14 protein-coding genes are annotated in these 14,426 nt (G+C 69.2%); 7 read left to right on the top strand and 7 right to left on the bottom strand.

The window, feature by feature from the left end:
• The first annotated feature begins 15 nt into the window (after window positions 1–15).
• Genes ACGFH6_RS10820 through menC form a run of 3 tightly spaced genes read left to right on the top strand, consistent with a single transcriptional unit; the run spans window position 16 to window position 3,082 of the window.
• Window positions 16–1,107, top strand: a complete 1,092-nt coding sequence (locus tag ACGFH6_RS10820; RefSeq protein WP_393382465.1) for a M20 family metallopeptidase — start codon at window positions 16–18, stop codon at window positions 1,105–1,107.
• Complete coding sequence (locus tag ACGFH6_RS10815; RefSeq protein WP_393382464.1) at window positions 1,104–1,976, top strand: GNAT family N-acetyltransferase; 873 nt, start codon at window positions 1,104–1,106, stop codon at window positions 1,974–1,976. Before ACGFH6_RS10820 ends, ACGFH6_RS10815 begins: the two co-directional genes overlap by 4 nt.
• On the top strand, window positions 1,973–3,082 hold the full coding sequence (menC, locus tag ACGFH6_RS10810) for an o-succinylbenzoate synthase (protein WP_393382462.1): 1,110 nt from the start codon (window positions 1,973–1,975) through the stop codon (window positions 3,080–3,082). The genes ACGFH6_RS10815 and menC overlap by 4 nt, the downstream gene beginning before the upstream one ends.
• On the opposite strand, the gene ACGFH6_RS10805 is transcribed toward menC, so the two are convergent.
• Genes ACGFH6_RS10805 through ACGFH6_RS10795 form a run of 3 tightly spaced genes read right to left on the bottom strand, consistent with a single transcriptional unit; the run spans window position 3,083 to window position 6,333 of the window.
• On the bottom strand, window positions 3,083–4,708 hold the full coding sequence (locus tag ACGFH6_RS10805) for a helix-turn-helix domain-containing protein (RefSeq protein ID WP_393382460.1): 1,626 nt from the start codon (window positions 4,706–4,708) through the stop codon (window positions 3,083–3,085).
• The gene (locus ACGFH6_RS10800) at window positions 4,705–5,253 is read right to left on the bottom strand and encodes a hypothetical protein (protein ID WP_393382458.1); all 549 of its coding nucleotides are present in this window, start codon (window positions 5,251–5,253) and stop codon (window positions 4,705–4,707) included. The genes ACGFH6_RS10805 and ACGFH6_RS10800 overlap by 4 nt, the downstream gene beginning before the upstream one ends.
• 51 nt (window positions 5,254–5,304) lie before the next feature.
• On the bottom strand, window positions 5,305–6,333 hold the full coding sequence (locus ACGFH6_RS10795; protein WP_393382457.1) for a DUF4037 domain-containing protein: 1,029 nt from the start codon (window positions 6,331–6,333) through the stop codon (window positions 5,305–5,307).
• Window positions 6,334–6,472: 139 nt separating this feature from the next.
• Between ACGFH6_RS10795 and ACGFH6_RS10790 the strand changes: the two genes are divergently transcribed.
• The 3 genes from ACGFH6_RS10790 (at window position 6,473) to ACGFH6_RS10780 (ending at window position 7,894) form a co-directional block, all read left to right on the top strand.
• Window positions 6,473–7,036: a dihydrofolate reductase family protein gene (locus ACGFH6_RS10790; protein WP_393382455.1), complete on the top strand. Its 564-nt coding sequence runs from the start codon at window positions 6,473–6,475 to the stop codon at window positions 7,034–7,036.
• Window positions 7,037–7,119: 83 nt separating this feature from the next.
• The gene (locus ACGFH6_RS10785) at window positions 7,120–7,551 is read left to right on the top strand and encodes an SRPBCC domain-containing protein (protein ID WP_393382454.1); all 432 of its coding nucleotides are present in this window, start codon (window positions 7,120–7,122) and stop codon (window positions 7,549–7,551) included.
• Window positions 7,541–7,894 carry an ArsR/SmtB family transcription factor gene (locus tag ACGFH6_RS10780; protein ID WP_393382453.1) on the top strand — a complete coding sequence of 118 codons (354 nt, stop codon included), beginning with the start codon at window positions 7,541–7,543 and terminating at the stop codon, window positions 7,892–7,894. Before ACGFH6_RS10785 ends, ACGFH6_RS10780 begins: the two co-directional genes overlap by 11 nt.
• Here ACGFH6_RS10780 and ACGFH6_RS10775 read toward each other — a convergent pair.
• The 4 genes from ACGFH6_RS10775 to ACGFH6_RS10760 are packed head-to-tail and all read right to left on the bottom strand — an operon-like array spanning window position 7,871 to window position 12,915.
• Window positions 7,871–9,979: an alpha-galactosidase gene (locus ACGFH6_RS10775; RefSeq protein ID WP_393382451.1), complete on the bottom strand. Its 2,109-nt coding sequence runs from the start codon at window positions 9,977–9,979 to the stop codon at window positions 7,871–7,873. The genes ACGFH6_RS10780 and ACGFH6_RS10775 overlap by 24 nt on opposite strands.
• Window positions 9,976–10,800 carry a carbohydrate ABC transporter permease gene (locus tag ACGFH6_RS10770; RefSeq protein ID WP_393382449.1) on the bottom strand — a complete coding sequence of 275 codons (825 nt, stop codon included), beginning with the start codon at window positions 10,798–10,800 and terminating at the stop codon, window positions 9,976–9,978. Before ACGFH6_RS10770 ends, ACGFH6_RS10775 begins: the two co-directional genes overlap by 4 nt.
• A complete protein-coding gene (locus ACGFH6_RS10765; RefSeq protein WP_393382447.1) occupies window positions 10,797–11,714 on the bottom strand; it encodes a carbohydrate ABC transporter permease in 918 nt (305 codons plus the stop codon). The genes ACGFH6_RS10770 and ACGFH6_RS10765 overlap by 4 nt, the downstream gene beginning before the upstream one ends.
• A gap of 28 nt (window positions 11,715–11,742) precedes the next feature.
• The gene (locus ACGFH6_RS10760) at window positions 11,743–12,915 is read right to left on the bottom strand and encodes an extracellular solute-binding protein (RefSeq protein ID WP_393382445.1); all 1,173 of its coding nucleotides are present in this window, start codon (window positions 12,913–12,915) and stop codon (window positions 11,743–11,745) included.
• Window positions 12,916–13,158: 243 nt separating this feature from the next.
• On the opposite strand from ACGFH6_RS10760, the gene ACGFH6_RS10755 reads away from it, so the two are divergent.
• Window positions 13,159–14,367: an ROK family protein gene (locus tag ACGFH6_RS10755; protein ID WP_393382443.1), complete on the top strand. Its 1,209-nt coding sequence runs from the start codon at window positions 13,159–13,161 to the stop codon at window positions 14,365–14,367.
• Window positions 14,368–14,426 lie beyond the last annotated feature (59 nt).

Raw genomic sequence — 14,426 nt, 5'->3', positions numbered from 1 at the left:
GGAAGGACGACCCCGATGCACGACCTGATGCTGGCAGATCTCGAGCGGCTGATCTGCTGCGAGTCGCCGTCGTCAGACCTCGACGCCCTGCACCGCTGCGCGGATGTCCTGACCGGCATCGGTACGACGCGCCTCGGCCAGGCACCGGTCCGGACGGGGGCCGGCGGCCGGCCGGTCCTCCGGTTCGGACCGGCCGACCCGGCCGTCCTGCTGCTCGGGCACCTGGACACGGTCCACCCGATCGGCACGCTCGAGCAGACGCCGTACCGAGTGATCGACGGGCGCGTCTACGGGCCCGGCGTGTTCGACATGAAGGTGGGACTGGTGCAGGCCGTGCATGCGATGGCTGCTTGCACTGCCCGCGACGACGTGGGCCTGCTGGTCACCGCGGACGAGGAGCTGGGCTCCCCGGCCAGCCGTGAGGTGATCGAGTCGGCGGCGGCGCGGAGTCGCGCCGTACTGGTGCTCGAGGCAAGCGTCGACGGCAGGCTCAAGACGGCTCGCAAGGGTGTGTCGACCTACGAGTTGGTGTTCACCGGACGGGCGGCGCATGCCGGCCTGGAGCCGGAGAAGGGTGCCAACACGAGCCTGGCGCTCGCGCAGGCGATCCTCGCGGTCAGCGATCTCGCGGACACCTCGGTCGGGACCACCGTCACTCCGACGGTGGCCCGGTCGGGCGTGACGATCAACACCGTTCCGGACACCGCGTCCCTCGCGATCGATGTGCGGGCCGCGAGCAAGGACGAGCAGGAGCGGGTGGACAAGGCGATCCGGGCGCTGCCGAGCCCGGTCGACGGCGTGTCGATCGAGGTGCTGGGCGGGATCAATCGCCCACCGCTGGAAGAGAGCCTGTCGGCGGAGCTGTTCGCCCTCGCGCAGGACGTTGCGGGCGAGCTCGGTCTGCCGCCGTTGGAAGGGGCTCACGTGGGCGGCGGGTCGGACGGGAACTTCACCGCCGGACTCGGGATCCCGACGCTGGACGGACTAGGTGCCGTGGGCAACGGTGCGCACACGGTCCACGAGTGGGCCGACGTCGCCGCGCTCGGCGAACGTACGCGGCTGCTGACGGGACTGATCGACCGTATCGCCGCCGGAGCGCGCGGATGACGGCCGTGCTCGAGGCCGAGGTGCGCGAGGCCCGGAAGGTGGCCGACGCGGTCGCCCGGGCCCGGGACCTGACCATTCGCGAGCTGCACGAGCCGATCGAGCATCGCGACGCGGAACGCCTCCTCGGGCGGGTCTGGCGCACCGGACCGGCCAGCCCACCGGTGTCGGGCGACCTGATGCGCGCGCTGTCGCACGCCGGTGCGTACGTCGCGGGCGCCTTCCTGGACGACGAACTGGTCGGTGTCACCGCCGCATTCCTGGCCAACCGTCCCGGCTCGTCCGCCGAACTGCACTCGCACATCACCGGCGTCGTGTCCGAGGTCCGGGGCCGGCAGGTCGGCTGGGCGTTGAAGCTGCACCAGCGGGCCTGGTCGCTGGAGCGCGGGATCGAGTCGATCGCATGGACCTTCGACCCGCTCGTCCGCCGCAACGCGTACTTCAACCTGACCAAGCTCGGCGCGCACGTGGTGTCGTACCTCGTCGACTTCTACGGCGAGATGGCTGACGGCGTCAACGCCGGTCAGGGCAGCGACCGGCTCCTGGTGCGCTGGCCGCTGCGGGCTCCCGACGTCATCGCGGCCGCGGCGGGCAATCACATCGAGACACCTGTGGCAGCGGGCGCGACGATCCTCGACACCGATGGTGACGGGCGGCCGCGCCGGCTGGCGATGCCGGACGGGCCGACGATCCGGTGCGCCGTACCGGCTGACATCGAGGGAATGCGGCTGGACGACCCGGCGCTCGCGCAGGTCTGGCGAATGGAGGTCCGGGCAGCGTTCGAGGAGGTCCTGGCGAGCGGGGCGCAGGTGGCCGGAGTGACGAAGGACGGCTGGTACGTGTTCACGAGGGAGAGGAAGAAGAACCGATGAAGATCACAGGTGTCGAGCTGCGGCGGATCGGGCTGCCGCTGGTCGCTCCGTTCGAGACGTCCTTCGGTGCGCAGACCCATCGCGACATACTGCTGCTCCGCGTGGTGACCGCGGACAGTGAGGGGTGGGGCGAGTGCGTGGCGATGTCGGAGCCGGTCTACTCCCCCGAGTACGTCGACGGTGCGGCCGACGTACTGCGTCGATTCCTGCTCCCCGCGGTCGCCGCCGCCGGGCCGATCACTGCTCCGCTCATCGCCGAGGTGCTGGCGCCGTACCACGGCCATCCGATGGCCAAGGCGGCGCTGGAGGCCGCGGTGCTCGACGCGCAACTGAAGGCGGCAGGCGTGTCGTTCGGTGACTACCTCGGTGCGGTCAAGCCGTCCGTGCCGGCCGGGGTCTCGGTCGGGATCATGGCGTCGGTCGACGTACTGCTCGAGGCTGTCGGCGGCTATCTGTCCGAGGGGTACGTACGGATCAAGCTCAAGATCAAACCCGGTTGGGATCTGGAGCCGGTGCGGGCGGTGCGGGAGCGGTTCGGTGACGACCTGATCCTGCAGGTCGACGCCAACACGGCGTACGAGGTCCGGGATGCCCGGCACCTGGCGCAGCTCGACGCTTTCGACCTCGCGCTGATCGAGCAGCCGCTGCCGGAGGACGACCTGCGCGGCCACGCCGAGCTGGCCCGGATGATGTCGACGCCGATCTGCCTGGACGAGTCGATCACCTCGGCACGGTCCGCGGCGGATGCGATCGCCATCGGAGCCACCTCGGTGGTCAACGTCAAACCTGGTCGGGTCGGCGGCTACCTCGAGGCCCGGCGGGTTCACGACGTGTGCGCCGCGAACGGAGTCCCGGTGTGGTGCGGCGGCATGCTGGAGACGGGCATCGGCCGCGCGGCCAACGTGGCGCTGGCGGCCCTGCCGGGCTTCACGTTGCCCGGTGACACCAGCGCCTCCAACCGGTACTACGCCCGCGACGTGACTACTCCGTTCGTGCTCGAGGGCGGGCATGTCACCGTACCGACCGGTCCCGGGCTTGGTATTGACATCGACCGCGACTGGCTGGACGAGATCACGACCGGAGTGGAGTGGGTCGCGTTCTCCTGATCATGCGTCCCCGGCGAGCCGGCGAAGCCGCAGTTGCAACATGGTGGCCAGCCGGACGTCGGGGTCGTCCAGGTCGAGGCCGCTGATCTCGCACAGCCGGCGCAGGCGGTAGCGGAACGAGTTGGGGTGCAGGTGGACCGCGGCAGCCGCGTCCGCGACGTTGCCGAAGGCATCGAGATAGGCGACCAGGGTGTCGACGAAGCCGATCTCGTGCCGGTCGTCGTACTCGATCAGCGTGGCCAGCGGTCCCAGATGCAGTTCGCCGTCCTCGGTGACGAGGTCGGCGAGCCGGAGCAGGAGTGACTCGGCCTGGACGTCGTCGAAGCGGGCGATCCGGCGGCCGCGGCGGTCCGCCTGCAACACCCGTAGCGCCCGGTCCGCCTCCCGGCGGGACAGCGCGACCTCGGCGAGCGATTCGGTCGTCCGGCCGACGCCGATCACCGCGTCGGCGCGGGCACCGATCCGGGCCAGGAAGTCCTCGGCCAGCCGGATGATGTCGCGATCGTCGTTCAGCACCGTTCGCGTCGAACCGTGGCCGGCCGGGAGGACGACGTACGTGACCCCGCCGACCAGAGCGGCCGCCGACCTCGGGTGGACCGCGGCGAAGTGGAGAGCCAGCGCATCGCGCAGCCGTTGGGAAGCGGCCTCGTTGTCAGCCGCGTCGCCCTCGAGGACCTGAGCTGCCATCACACACAGCCGGCCGTCGGCCAGACCGAGTCTCTGGGCGGCCTCAGACGCACCCGCGCCACCTTCGAGCACAGTAGCGACCAGGTCGGCGCGGAGCCGTCGCTCGACATCTGCGCCGGCCCGGGCCCGAAGCATCTGCAAGGCAACAATCCGCGCGGAGTCGGCGAAGGCCGCGGCACGATCGGCGGTCAGTGGCTCCCGGGCGACGGCCCACATCGACCCCAGTACTTCGTTGCCCGCGCGCACTGCGATGGCGACGCGGGGCAGCATCTCGTCGGTCAGCGCCTCGACGTACACCGGCTCGTCGCCGTGGAAGAGCTCCCGGAACGCGCCACGCTCGTGCAGCATCCGGGTGTACCGGTCCGGCACCTGACGGCCCAGGATCGTCTCGACCCGGCCGGGGTCGGACTCCTCCTGATGCCCGGAGAACGCCAGCACCCGCGACGCCCGGTCCTCGATCGTGACCGGCGCGTCCAGCAGGGCGCCGACCGCGTTCGCGAGGGCGAAGAGATCGCCGGCCGGTGCGCCCGCGAAGTCGTCCGTGCCGCCGACCATGTCGGCCGAGGCCAGTGACATCGTCCGGAGCAGCGCCGCCACGTGCGACCACGACGCCGCCCGGGTCAGCCCGAGCAGCGCGACCGAGCTCTCCCGGACCGCCCTGACGACCGCCTCGGAGGTCTCGACCGGATGCTTCACGACGAGCCCGATCGCACCGCACTCACCGAGCCGCCGCAACAACTCGATCGTCGTCTCCGCGTCCCGGACGCCGACCCCGAGCACCAACTCCCCCGGACTGACCACCAACTCGTCGTCCGGGTCGTAGATCAGTACGCCGGTCAGCTCCGCGTCGAGCTTCCCCGGCGACGCGACCACATCCAGCAACGTCCGCCCGAGATCCTCGAGTACGCGCGAAAGCTTCGACCTCGCCTGACCGCTCATTGCCCACCGATCCTAGTACCGGGTTCCTCCAGGACCGGCTCATGTCCGGCGACCGTCCTCCGGTGGTACGCGAGCGTGACGGCGGCGAGCAACGGTCCCCACAGGACCAGCGGGAGGTAGACGGAGCCCATCAGGATCTGCCAGCCGCCCTGCGGTTCCAGCGGGTCGTAGAACAGATCGGTGAACATCAGCGGGTTCGGGCTCCACAGCAGCAACAGCGCAACCGACCCGATCGAGGCGGGTACGACGGCAGCCTTCGGCGGCACGCGGCGACCACCGAGGACCGGTATCCAGGCCGGCAGCCGCTCACCCCAAGGGCTGACCAGACCGAGTGTCAGCAAGGCCAGACCTTCGGTGAGCAGGCTGAGTACGACGAGGTACGCGCGATCGCCGACGCTGCTCGCGTTCTCCGCGATCCAGGCCGGGTGGTAGCCGAGGTCGAAGCCGGCCGCGAGGGCCAGCCGCCAGATGCAGGAAGGCAGAGTGGTCAGGGCGGCGAGGTGCGCGGCTCTCACCGCCCATCGCGGCGGTTGCGGGTTGCTCACGGTCCCGAGTCTTGTCGGCTTCGGCGCGCCGCGCCTCCCCCTCCGGAGGGATCAGGCTCCCGCTGGAGGGCGAAAGGCGCTGATCAGCTTCCGGTACGCCGATGGGTTGCTGAGGAGATCGGTGTTGTCGGCGAACTGGTCGATGGCGCCGAACATCCCGAGCGCCCGCACGCGTGGGTCGGTAACCGTGGCCTGGCAGGCGTCGACGAAGCGGTCGGCGCCGAGCACCATCGCCGGGCGGTCGAAGAACTGGCGTGGTGACGGATCGACCTCGGGCGTGATCCCCAACGCGTTGTGGCGCCGCGCGACCAGCCCGTACGCCGTGGTCAGGGCGCGCTCCCGATCGGCGTGGTCGCCGGCCGCGACCACCTCAGCCAGCACTCGGTCCAATCCGTCCGCGTGCCCGAGCCGGGCGAACGCCGTACCGAGCCATTTCGTGTACGGCGCGTAGGCGCGCGACTGGAGCAGCGCAAGGCGCATCAGGTCCCGGACCAACCGGGTCGCGACGACGCGGGAGCCCAGCTCGTCGCCGACCTCGTGCGCGCGCTGGACGAACGGCTCCTCCTGCGCGATCCGCGACCACTGACACGTGAGCAACCAGCGCCACAGCTCGTCCGGATACCACTGCAGTGCAGCCCGGACCGGCTCGAGCCGACCGTCGTCGGCGTACACCGCACCTGCGACCACACCCTGCAACTGCTGCTGTGGCGTGACCATCCAATCCTCGAGGCTGACGCCCTTGCTGGCATCGAATCCGAGATGATCGACCAGCCAGCCGGACAGCGTCGTGACGGTGATGTGGTGAGTCGGCTCGTGCGCATCCCACCCGAACCGCACCGCGTAACCGTCGTACTCCTCCGGCAGATTGGCCTCGATCGCCTCACGCACCGGCTCGACGTCGTCGACGAACACGTGCAACCGCGGACCCCAGCCATGGTCCGTCGACCGCTCGGTGTCATACCCCAGTACGTCGGATCCCCACCCCAGCAACCCGGCCGCGTGCGGAACCTGCACCACCGGCCTGATCACCTCGGCATAGAACCCACGACTGACCTCGAGCGCCGACCGAAATCCCGTCACCGCCCCATCATCGGCCGGATCGAGGTTCATGCTGAGCTGTCCTGACCGCGTACTGGGCCAAGCTAGGGCATGTCGAAGTTCCGGCGGGTGCTCCGACGTTGCGGGAAAGGTATGACCTCGGCTACGGAAGGTGTTCGAGATGGGAACCACGGTTACTGCTGACCTGTTCATCTCTGCGGACGGTTGGGCCCGCGGAGCTGAGTCGCCCGGGTACTTCGGGTATCTCGGGCCGGAGCTGCAGCAGTGGATCGATGAGGAGTCTGCCGCCCCGCAGCACGTGCTGATGGGACGCAAGACCTACGAGATGCTGGCCGGACTGCCGGCGGCGGTGCAGGACAACGACTGGGACCGGATGACGAAGCTGCCGACGACCGTCTTCTCGCGGACGCTCGAGTCCGTCGAGTGGCCGAACACGACGATCGAGTCCACTGACCTGGTCACGTGTGTGCGAGCGCTCAAGGACACGAGCGACGTACCGCTGCGCACGATGGGCAGCATGTCGGTGGTGAAGCAGCTGGTCAACGCGGGTCTGCTGGACAACCTCCGGCTGATGGTGTTCCCGCTGTTCTGCGGCCCGACCGGCCGCGAGTGGGCGTACGACGGGCTGAACGAGTCCGAGCTGACCCTCTCCGGTCAGCGCGTCCTCGACAACCGCGTCCTCCTGGTCGAGTACACGCCGACAGGCACCCCGATCCCCCGCTGAGGTGTCAGTCGAACGCGGTCATCGGCTGAATCCTTTCGGCGCGCTATAGTCCAAGCAACCATACGGTTGCAATGGAGGTCGTCGTGGGTTTTCCCGATCGGATCGAGCGGGTGCTGGAGCTTGCCCACCCGCCGGAGAAGGTGTGGACCGCGCTGACCACAGCCGAGGGCCTAGGCACCTGGTTCGGGAACGAGGCGACCATCGATCTCCGGCCGGGCGGTGTGGCGCGGCTGACCTGGACCAGCGGTGACACCGCCGAGCTGACCCTGGAGCGTGTCGAGGAGCCGACGGTCTTCGCGTTCACCTGGCACATCTACGGACTGCCCGCGGACGACCCGCGCCGGACGTACGTCGAGTTCTCCCTCGAGCCGACCGGCACCGGCACCCGGCTCACCGTGGTCGAGTCCGGCTTCGCCCAACTGCCGCAGGAGGCACACGACAAGGCGTTCGGCGGCAACAGCACCGGCTGGACCCACGAACTCGGCGAACTGGTCGACTACCTCGATGCCGCCTGAGTCCGGTACGCCGTCAGCACCCGACGTCGAGGCGGTCGCGGAGCAGGTGTTCGTGGCCCTGGCCGACCCGAGCCGACGCAACATCCTGGCCGCCCTGGCCGCCGGCGGCCCCGCGACCGCCACCGACCTGGCGAATCGCCTGCCGATCACCCGGCAGGCGATCGCCAAGCACCTCACGCTGCTGTCCGAGGCCGGCCTCGTCACCGCCGAACACGGCGAACGTCGCCGTGTCCGCTACCGGCTCCAGTCCGCGCCGATGCAGGTGGCGCAGCAGTTCCTCGCCGCACTGGCCCGGGACTGGGACACCAACCTCGATGCCCTACGCAACCACCTCGACGGCTGACCTCAAGCCGACGACCTGGCTCGCGTAATCACCGGTCAAGGTCAGCGACAACCCGTGGCTCATCAGCAGAGCACCCGACACCGACGTCTCACCGACCTGGTAGGTCGCTGAAGCGTCCAGGCCCTGCAGGCGAAGTGGTCGCGGCGCACTGTCGTACTGCTGCGCCTCCTGATACACGAGTACGACGGACTCCGTGCGATCAGCCGTCACGTACTGGACCGCCGACGCCGATCGACCAGGCTCACCCAGCCGGTACTGCGATCCGTGCTGCACGACATGCCGGATGTCCTTGTACTCGGCGATCAGCGACTTCGCCAACGCGAGTTCGTCGGCCGACCATTCGGTCAGATCACCACCGATTCCGAGTACGCCGGCCATCGCGACGTGGAAGCGGTAGGTCAGGGGGACCTGACGCTTGTTGATGAACGTCGGCAGATCCGTGACCCAGCACGACATCGTGCGGGCCGGATAGACCTGACTGAACCCGTGCTGGATGTAGCGGCGATCCAGCGCGTCGGTGTTGTCCGAGGTCCAGAACTGGTCGGTGCGAGCCATCATCCCGAGGTCGACCCGGCCACCACCGCCCGAGCACGCCTCGATCGCGACCCCGGGATGCTTCGCTCGCAGCGCGCCGATGATCGCGTACACCGCCGTCACGTGGTCGAACCAGATCCGCCCCTGCCGGTCGGGTTCGGCCGGCCAGCCGGTGTCGGTGAACGGGCGGTTCATGTCCCACTTCACGAACTGGAGATCGTTCGTGCTCAGCAGTTCGTCCAGCACACCAAGAACCCAGTCGGCGACGTCCGGCCGGGCCAGGTTGAGGACCAACTGGTTGCGCATCAGCGCGGGATCGCGCTCGTCGAAGTGGTAGACCCAGTCCGGGTGGGCGCGGTAGAGGTCGGAGTCAGGATTCACCATCTCGGGTTCGACCCACAGGCCGAAGCCCATGCCGAGCGCGTGGACCTTGGAGATCAGCGGTTGCAGCCCGTTCGGAAAACGGTCCGGGTTCACCGACCAGTCTCCCAGCCCGGTGCGGTCGTCGACCCGTTGGCCGAACCAACCGTCGTCCAGCACGAACAGCTCGCAGCCGAGGTCGGCCGCCTGCGTGGCCAGCTCGACCTGGCTCGCCTCGTCCACGTCGAACTCGGTCGCCTCCCACGAGTTGAACAGCACCGGACGGACCTCAGTTGCCCGGGGCAACACGTGCCTGAGTGCGAACGAGTGCCACGCGCGGCTCGTCATACCGAAACCGCCGGTGCTGAACAGACCCGAGGTCACCGGCGTCCGCAGCTGCTCTCCTGGCTCCAGCCGGCGCGGGCCGAAGTCCTCGTGGCCCCAGCCGAACAGCGCCTGCACCGGCTCATCGAGTTCGCGCTGGGCCAGCAGCCGCCACGAACCGCTCCAGTGCAGTGCCGCGCTGTAAACCTCGCCGTGCTCCTCGGTCGCTGATCCGTCGTCGATCGCGAACCACGGGTTGACGTGGTGGCTCGTGATCCCCCGTCGACTCTCCAGCACGAACCGCCCCTCGGCCAGATCGGTCCGGCCGAGGCGGGTCTCGGCCGCCCACCGCCCGGTCAGATGCGACATCCGGTACTGCGCCTGTTCCGGCATCACCCAGGCGGCCGAATCGAGCCGATGCACATCGACCGCATCACCCGACTCGTTCCGCAGCGTCACCCACCGGTCGATCACGTCGCAGTCGTCGTACACCCGGTAATGCAGGCCGATCCTGACCTCGCGGGCGTCGAACAGCAGCTCGAGCTCACGTCCGTCGTGGACGACATGTCCCGCGAACGACCACTCGGTACTACGGACGTCCCCGAAGCCGAGCGACAACGCGGCCCGCCCGAACTGCAGGCGTCCGTCGAGCGGGTACTCCTCATGGCCGTTGGCCGGCGACCGGAAGCTCGGCCACTCCGCGGCCAACCGGGCCGCCGTACTCGTCGCCAGGTACGCCGCGTCGGCCGGCGTGATCCGGTTGCCCCAGTGCGTGTGAATCGGGATGTCGTCGTCGCCGAGGTACGCCGAGTACGACGTACCGGGCGTGGTGAGCAGCAGGACCCGGTTCTCGAAGAAGACAGTCACTTGACCGCCCCCGCGGTGAGACCGGCGACGAACTGCTTCTGCAGGGCGACGAAGAACAGCAGTACCGGCAACGACGCCAGGAACGAGAAGGCGTACAGGGTGCCGAAGTTCGTCGAGTACTCCCCCACCGATCGGTAGACGCCGACGGTGACCGTGGTGCCGGACTCCGGGCCGAGGACGATCAGCGGGGTGAGGAAGTCGTTCCAGACCCAGACGCCGAGGAAGATCATCACGCTCGCCGCGGCCGGGCGCAGTGTCGGGAAGACCACCTGCCAGAACAGGCGGAACCGGCTCGCGCCGTCGATGCTCGCGGCTTCCTCCATCTCGACCGGCACCGTGCCGATGAAGCCGGAGAAGACGAACACGCCGAACGGCAGGTAGTAGGCGACGTTCGCGCAGACCACGCCGACGACGGAGTTCATCAGGCCGGCCGCGCCGAGCACCTGCGTCACCGGTTGCAGGATCACGGCAGGCGGGATCATCAGGCCGGCCAGCAGCATCAGCAGTGCCGGCCGCGTCCAGCGGGCAGTGGACCGGACCAGGTAGTGCGCCAGCATTGCCGAGAGCAACGTCAGCGCCAGGACCGAGAGGACGGTGATCTGGACGCTGTTGAGCAGCGCCGACCAGTACAGGCCGTCCTCGCGGCCGAGTACGGCGCCCAGGTTCGCTCCGGTCGGCGGCGTCGGCAGGCCGAGTGGCGAGGACTGGATCTCACTCGGCGGTTTCAGCATGCCCATCACGACGACGTACACCGGGAAGAAGAACAGCGCGGCCAGGGCGACCGCGGCGATCGGGCGTGCGGTCCCGAAGCAGTTCCTCACAGCTGCACCTCCCGCCGTTGCAGCAGGCGCAGGACGACGCCGCTGAGGACGACGATGATGCAGAGCATGATGGTGGCCTCCGCCGCGGCGTAGCCGATCCGGTCGCCGCGGACTCCCTTCTCGATCACGTCGAAGGCGATCGAGGCGGTGGTGTTGCGCCCCGGTCCGCCATTGGTGAGCACGAGGATGTGCTCGTACACCTTGAAGCCGCTGATCAGCAGCATCACCGTGTTGATCGTCACCGCCGACGCGATCATCGGCCAGGTGACCGAGCCGAACCGGCGCCACCAGCCCGCGCCGTCCACGATCGCCGCCTCGTACAACTCCTTCGGTACGCCGTTCAGCCCGGCCAGGTAGACGACGACGCAGAAGCCGAGCATCTGCCAGCTGAGGATCCCGCTGATCGAGTACAGCGCGATCGACGGGTCGGACAGCCAGCCCGGCGCGGACTCGACGCCGGCGTCGGCCAGCACCTTGTTCAGTACGCCGTCCGGCCGGAGCACGCTCTGCCAGATGACGCTGACCACGATCCCGCTGAGAATCACGGGCGTGAAGAAGACCGACCGCAGCAGCCGGTACAGCAACGACTCGCGGTCCAGGAGCAGCGCGATGCCGAGGCCAAGCACATTCGGTACGACGACCACGATCGCGGTCACCACGAACGTGTTCTTCAGCACCAGCCAGAACTGGTCGTCCTCGAGCAGCCGGTGGAACTGGTCCAGCCCGACCCAACTGGTCTGCGGGTCGAACCGGTTCCGGTCGGTGAACCCCTGGGCGACGGTCCATCCGATCGGAACCAGCACGAGTAGCCCGTAGAGGAACAACCCGGGGAGAGCGAACCCGGAGAACTCCCGCGCCCGGCGCAGCACGGACGGCAACTCCCGGCGCTTCGGTGGCCTGCTTGGCCGCAGCATCGACTACCTTTCCTCGTCGGCTGCCGCACTACTTGAGTGCGGCGTATTCCTTGTCCAGCTTGGCGGCGGCGGCCTGGGCGTCGGACTTCCCGTTCAGCAGTTCGACCGCGATCTGCTGCACCGGCACGGTCAGGTCGGCGGGCAGGCCGTTGTCACCCTGCTCGATCGACAGCGCCGGGGTGACGGTGCCGTCCTTGACGGCTTGGTTGTACAAGGCAAGCGTCGCCTTGAACAGCGGACCCATGTCGGCCGGCGGCTGGTAGCCCGCGACGGTGTTGAAGGTTCCGTCCGCCCGGGTGAAGGCGTCCGAGGTCTCCTTGTCCTTCGTCCACTCGAGCGCGAACTTCTTCGCCAGATCGACGTTGTCCGCCTTCGCACTGACGCTCAGCCCACCGCCGGTGAGGTTCGGCACGACCGCCTTGCCGTCGTCGGACGGCCAAGGGAACACGCCCACGTCGAACTTCGGCTTGTCGTTGTCGGCCGAGGCGGCGAACCACGAACCCATCGGGTACATCGCGGCGGAGCCGGCCCGGAACGCCTTCTCGTGGTCGGCGTACGACCGGCTGGTGCCCTGCTTGTCCAGGTAGCCGAGCTTGGCCAGCTGGGCGACCTTGTCGGTGGCCTTCACGAACAGCGGGTCGGCGAAGGTCTTCGAGCCGTCCCGGATCTGCTTCGAGAAGTCCGGGTCGGACAGGTAGACGTCGGTGCCGACCGTGCCGACCCAGGTGTACATGCTGGCGAACGTGTCCTGGCCGCCACCTCCGACCGCGATCGGGGTGATGCCCGCGGCCTTGAGCTTCGCGCACGCGGCCAGGAAGTCGGCCCACGTCTTCGGCGGAGCGGTGATGCCTGCCTTCGTGAAGTCGGCCTTGTTGTAGTAGAGCAGGGACTGCGGCTGAGCATTGGTCGGCAGCTGGTAGATCTTGCCGTTGATCGCGCCGGACTCCGGGCTGGCGAAGTCCTTCAGCTCGTCCTTGCCGAACTCGGCCAGCTGACCGCCCTCGGCGAAGCCCTGCGGGTTCACCGCGATCATGATGTCCGGCAGCTGCCCCGAGCTGGCCAGTTGCTTGGCGTACGTCGTCCGGTCGACGTTCGGGGTGACCAGCTTCTTGATCTTCACCCCGGGCACCTTCTGCGACACCCGGGCGATCGCCGAGTCCCACAGCGAGGCGGGCAGGTTCGGGGTCTCGAAGGTCAGCATGGTCAGTTCGACCGTTCCGCTCGCGTCACTCGTCGACGCCTTGCCGCCGCTGGTACAGCCGGCGAGCGCTACCGTCAGAAGCGTCGCCGCCGCGACTGCGCGTGTCCACCGTGCTGAGCCTGTCCCACGTGATGGCATCGGGTTCCTCTCGATCTGGCCCGCGCGGTCGCCCCGGCGACCCACCCGGCAGTAATATGCAACTCAGTTAGCAATATTGGCGCGAGCATAAGGACGATTCATCGGATGAGTCAAGACAGAGCCGCCGGCGGCCGGATGGGCGATTCGTCGCTGTTGCGCAGACTGAACCTCGCGGCAGCGCTCGGCGCCTTCCTCGAGTCGGAGTCGCTGACGCTGCGTGAGCTGCGCGCCATCGTCGGCGTCTCCCGGCCGACCGCCGAGGACCTGCTCGCCGAGCTGCTCACCGAGGGCCGGGTCGAGGAGACGACCCCGCCCCGGAAGCCGTCGTCCGCCCGCGGCGCCGGCCGTCCCGCCCGGTACTTCCGATTCCGCGCCGAATCCGGGTACGTCGCCGGACTCGACATCGGGGCCCACAAGGCGATGGCCGTGGTCAGCGACCTCCGTGGCAACACGCTCGCGACCCATCGGGTCGAGCTCGACCCGGAGCTGCCCGGTCCGGACCGGGTGCAGGCTGCCGTCGATGTGGCTCGCGCGAGCTGGGCCCAGGCGCAGCTCGGCGCGGACGACATCACCGGCATCGCCTGCGGTGTGACCGGTCTGCTCAGCGCGGCCGAGGGCGTGCACGACGTCCGCGAGGGACCGGTCGGCTCAGGGCTGGCGCCGTACTCGCTGCCGGGATTCACCGAGCTCGACGTGACCGGTGAGCTGTCGGAAGGGCTCGGACGGCCCGTGACCGTGGCCAACGACGTGAAGCTGGCCGCGCTCGCCGAGCACTGGAAGGGTGCCGCACGCGAGCACCGGGACATCGTCTACATGTTCGCCGGACACCGCGCGGGCGCCGGCGTACTGATCGACGGGCAGGTGCACCAGGGCCGGCACGGCGCCGCGGGTGAGATCGGCGCCCTGCCGATGCTCGGATGGGAGGCGGCGGTCGATCGGCTCCACGCGCGCGGTGCCGCGCTGGCCGCCGAGCAGGGTGCCGGGCCGGGGCGGGAGGGCGAGTTGGTGATCGCCTCGGCCGCCCGCCAGGACCCGGAGAGCCTGGCGGTGCTGATCGAGTTCGCCGAAGTGCTGGCGCGCGGCGCGGCCGTGCTCGCGCTGGCGGTCGACCCCGAGGTGGTCGTGCTCGGCGGCGGTATGTCGCGCGGTGGCGCGATCATCGCCGAGCCGTTCCGCCGGGAGCTGGCGAAGCTGACGCTGGTGCCGATCGAGGTGCTCAGCTCGACGATGGGCGCCGACTCGGTCGCGCTCGGCGCGGCCCGGATGGCGCTGGACACCGTGCTCGCCGATCTGCTCGCCGTGCCCGGCAGCTGAGCCTGGGGGCTTGACCGCGGGCGGGAACCGTTGGAAAGATCGGATCTCTCAATAGGCAA

Source organism: Kribbella sp. NPDC049227 (assembly GCF_043197265.1).
GTDB lineage: Bacteria > Actinomycetota > Actinomycetes > Propionibacteriales > Kribbellaceae > Kribbella.
Note: the sequence above shows the minus strand (reverse complement) of the source record. Positions and strands in the feature narration are given on the sequence as shown.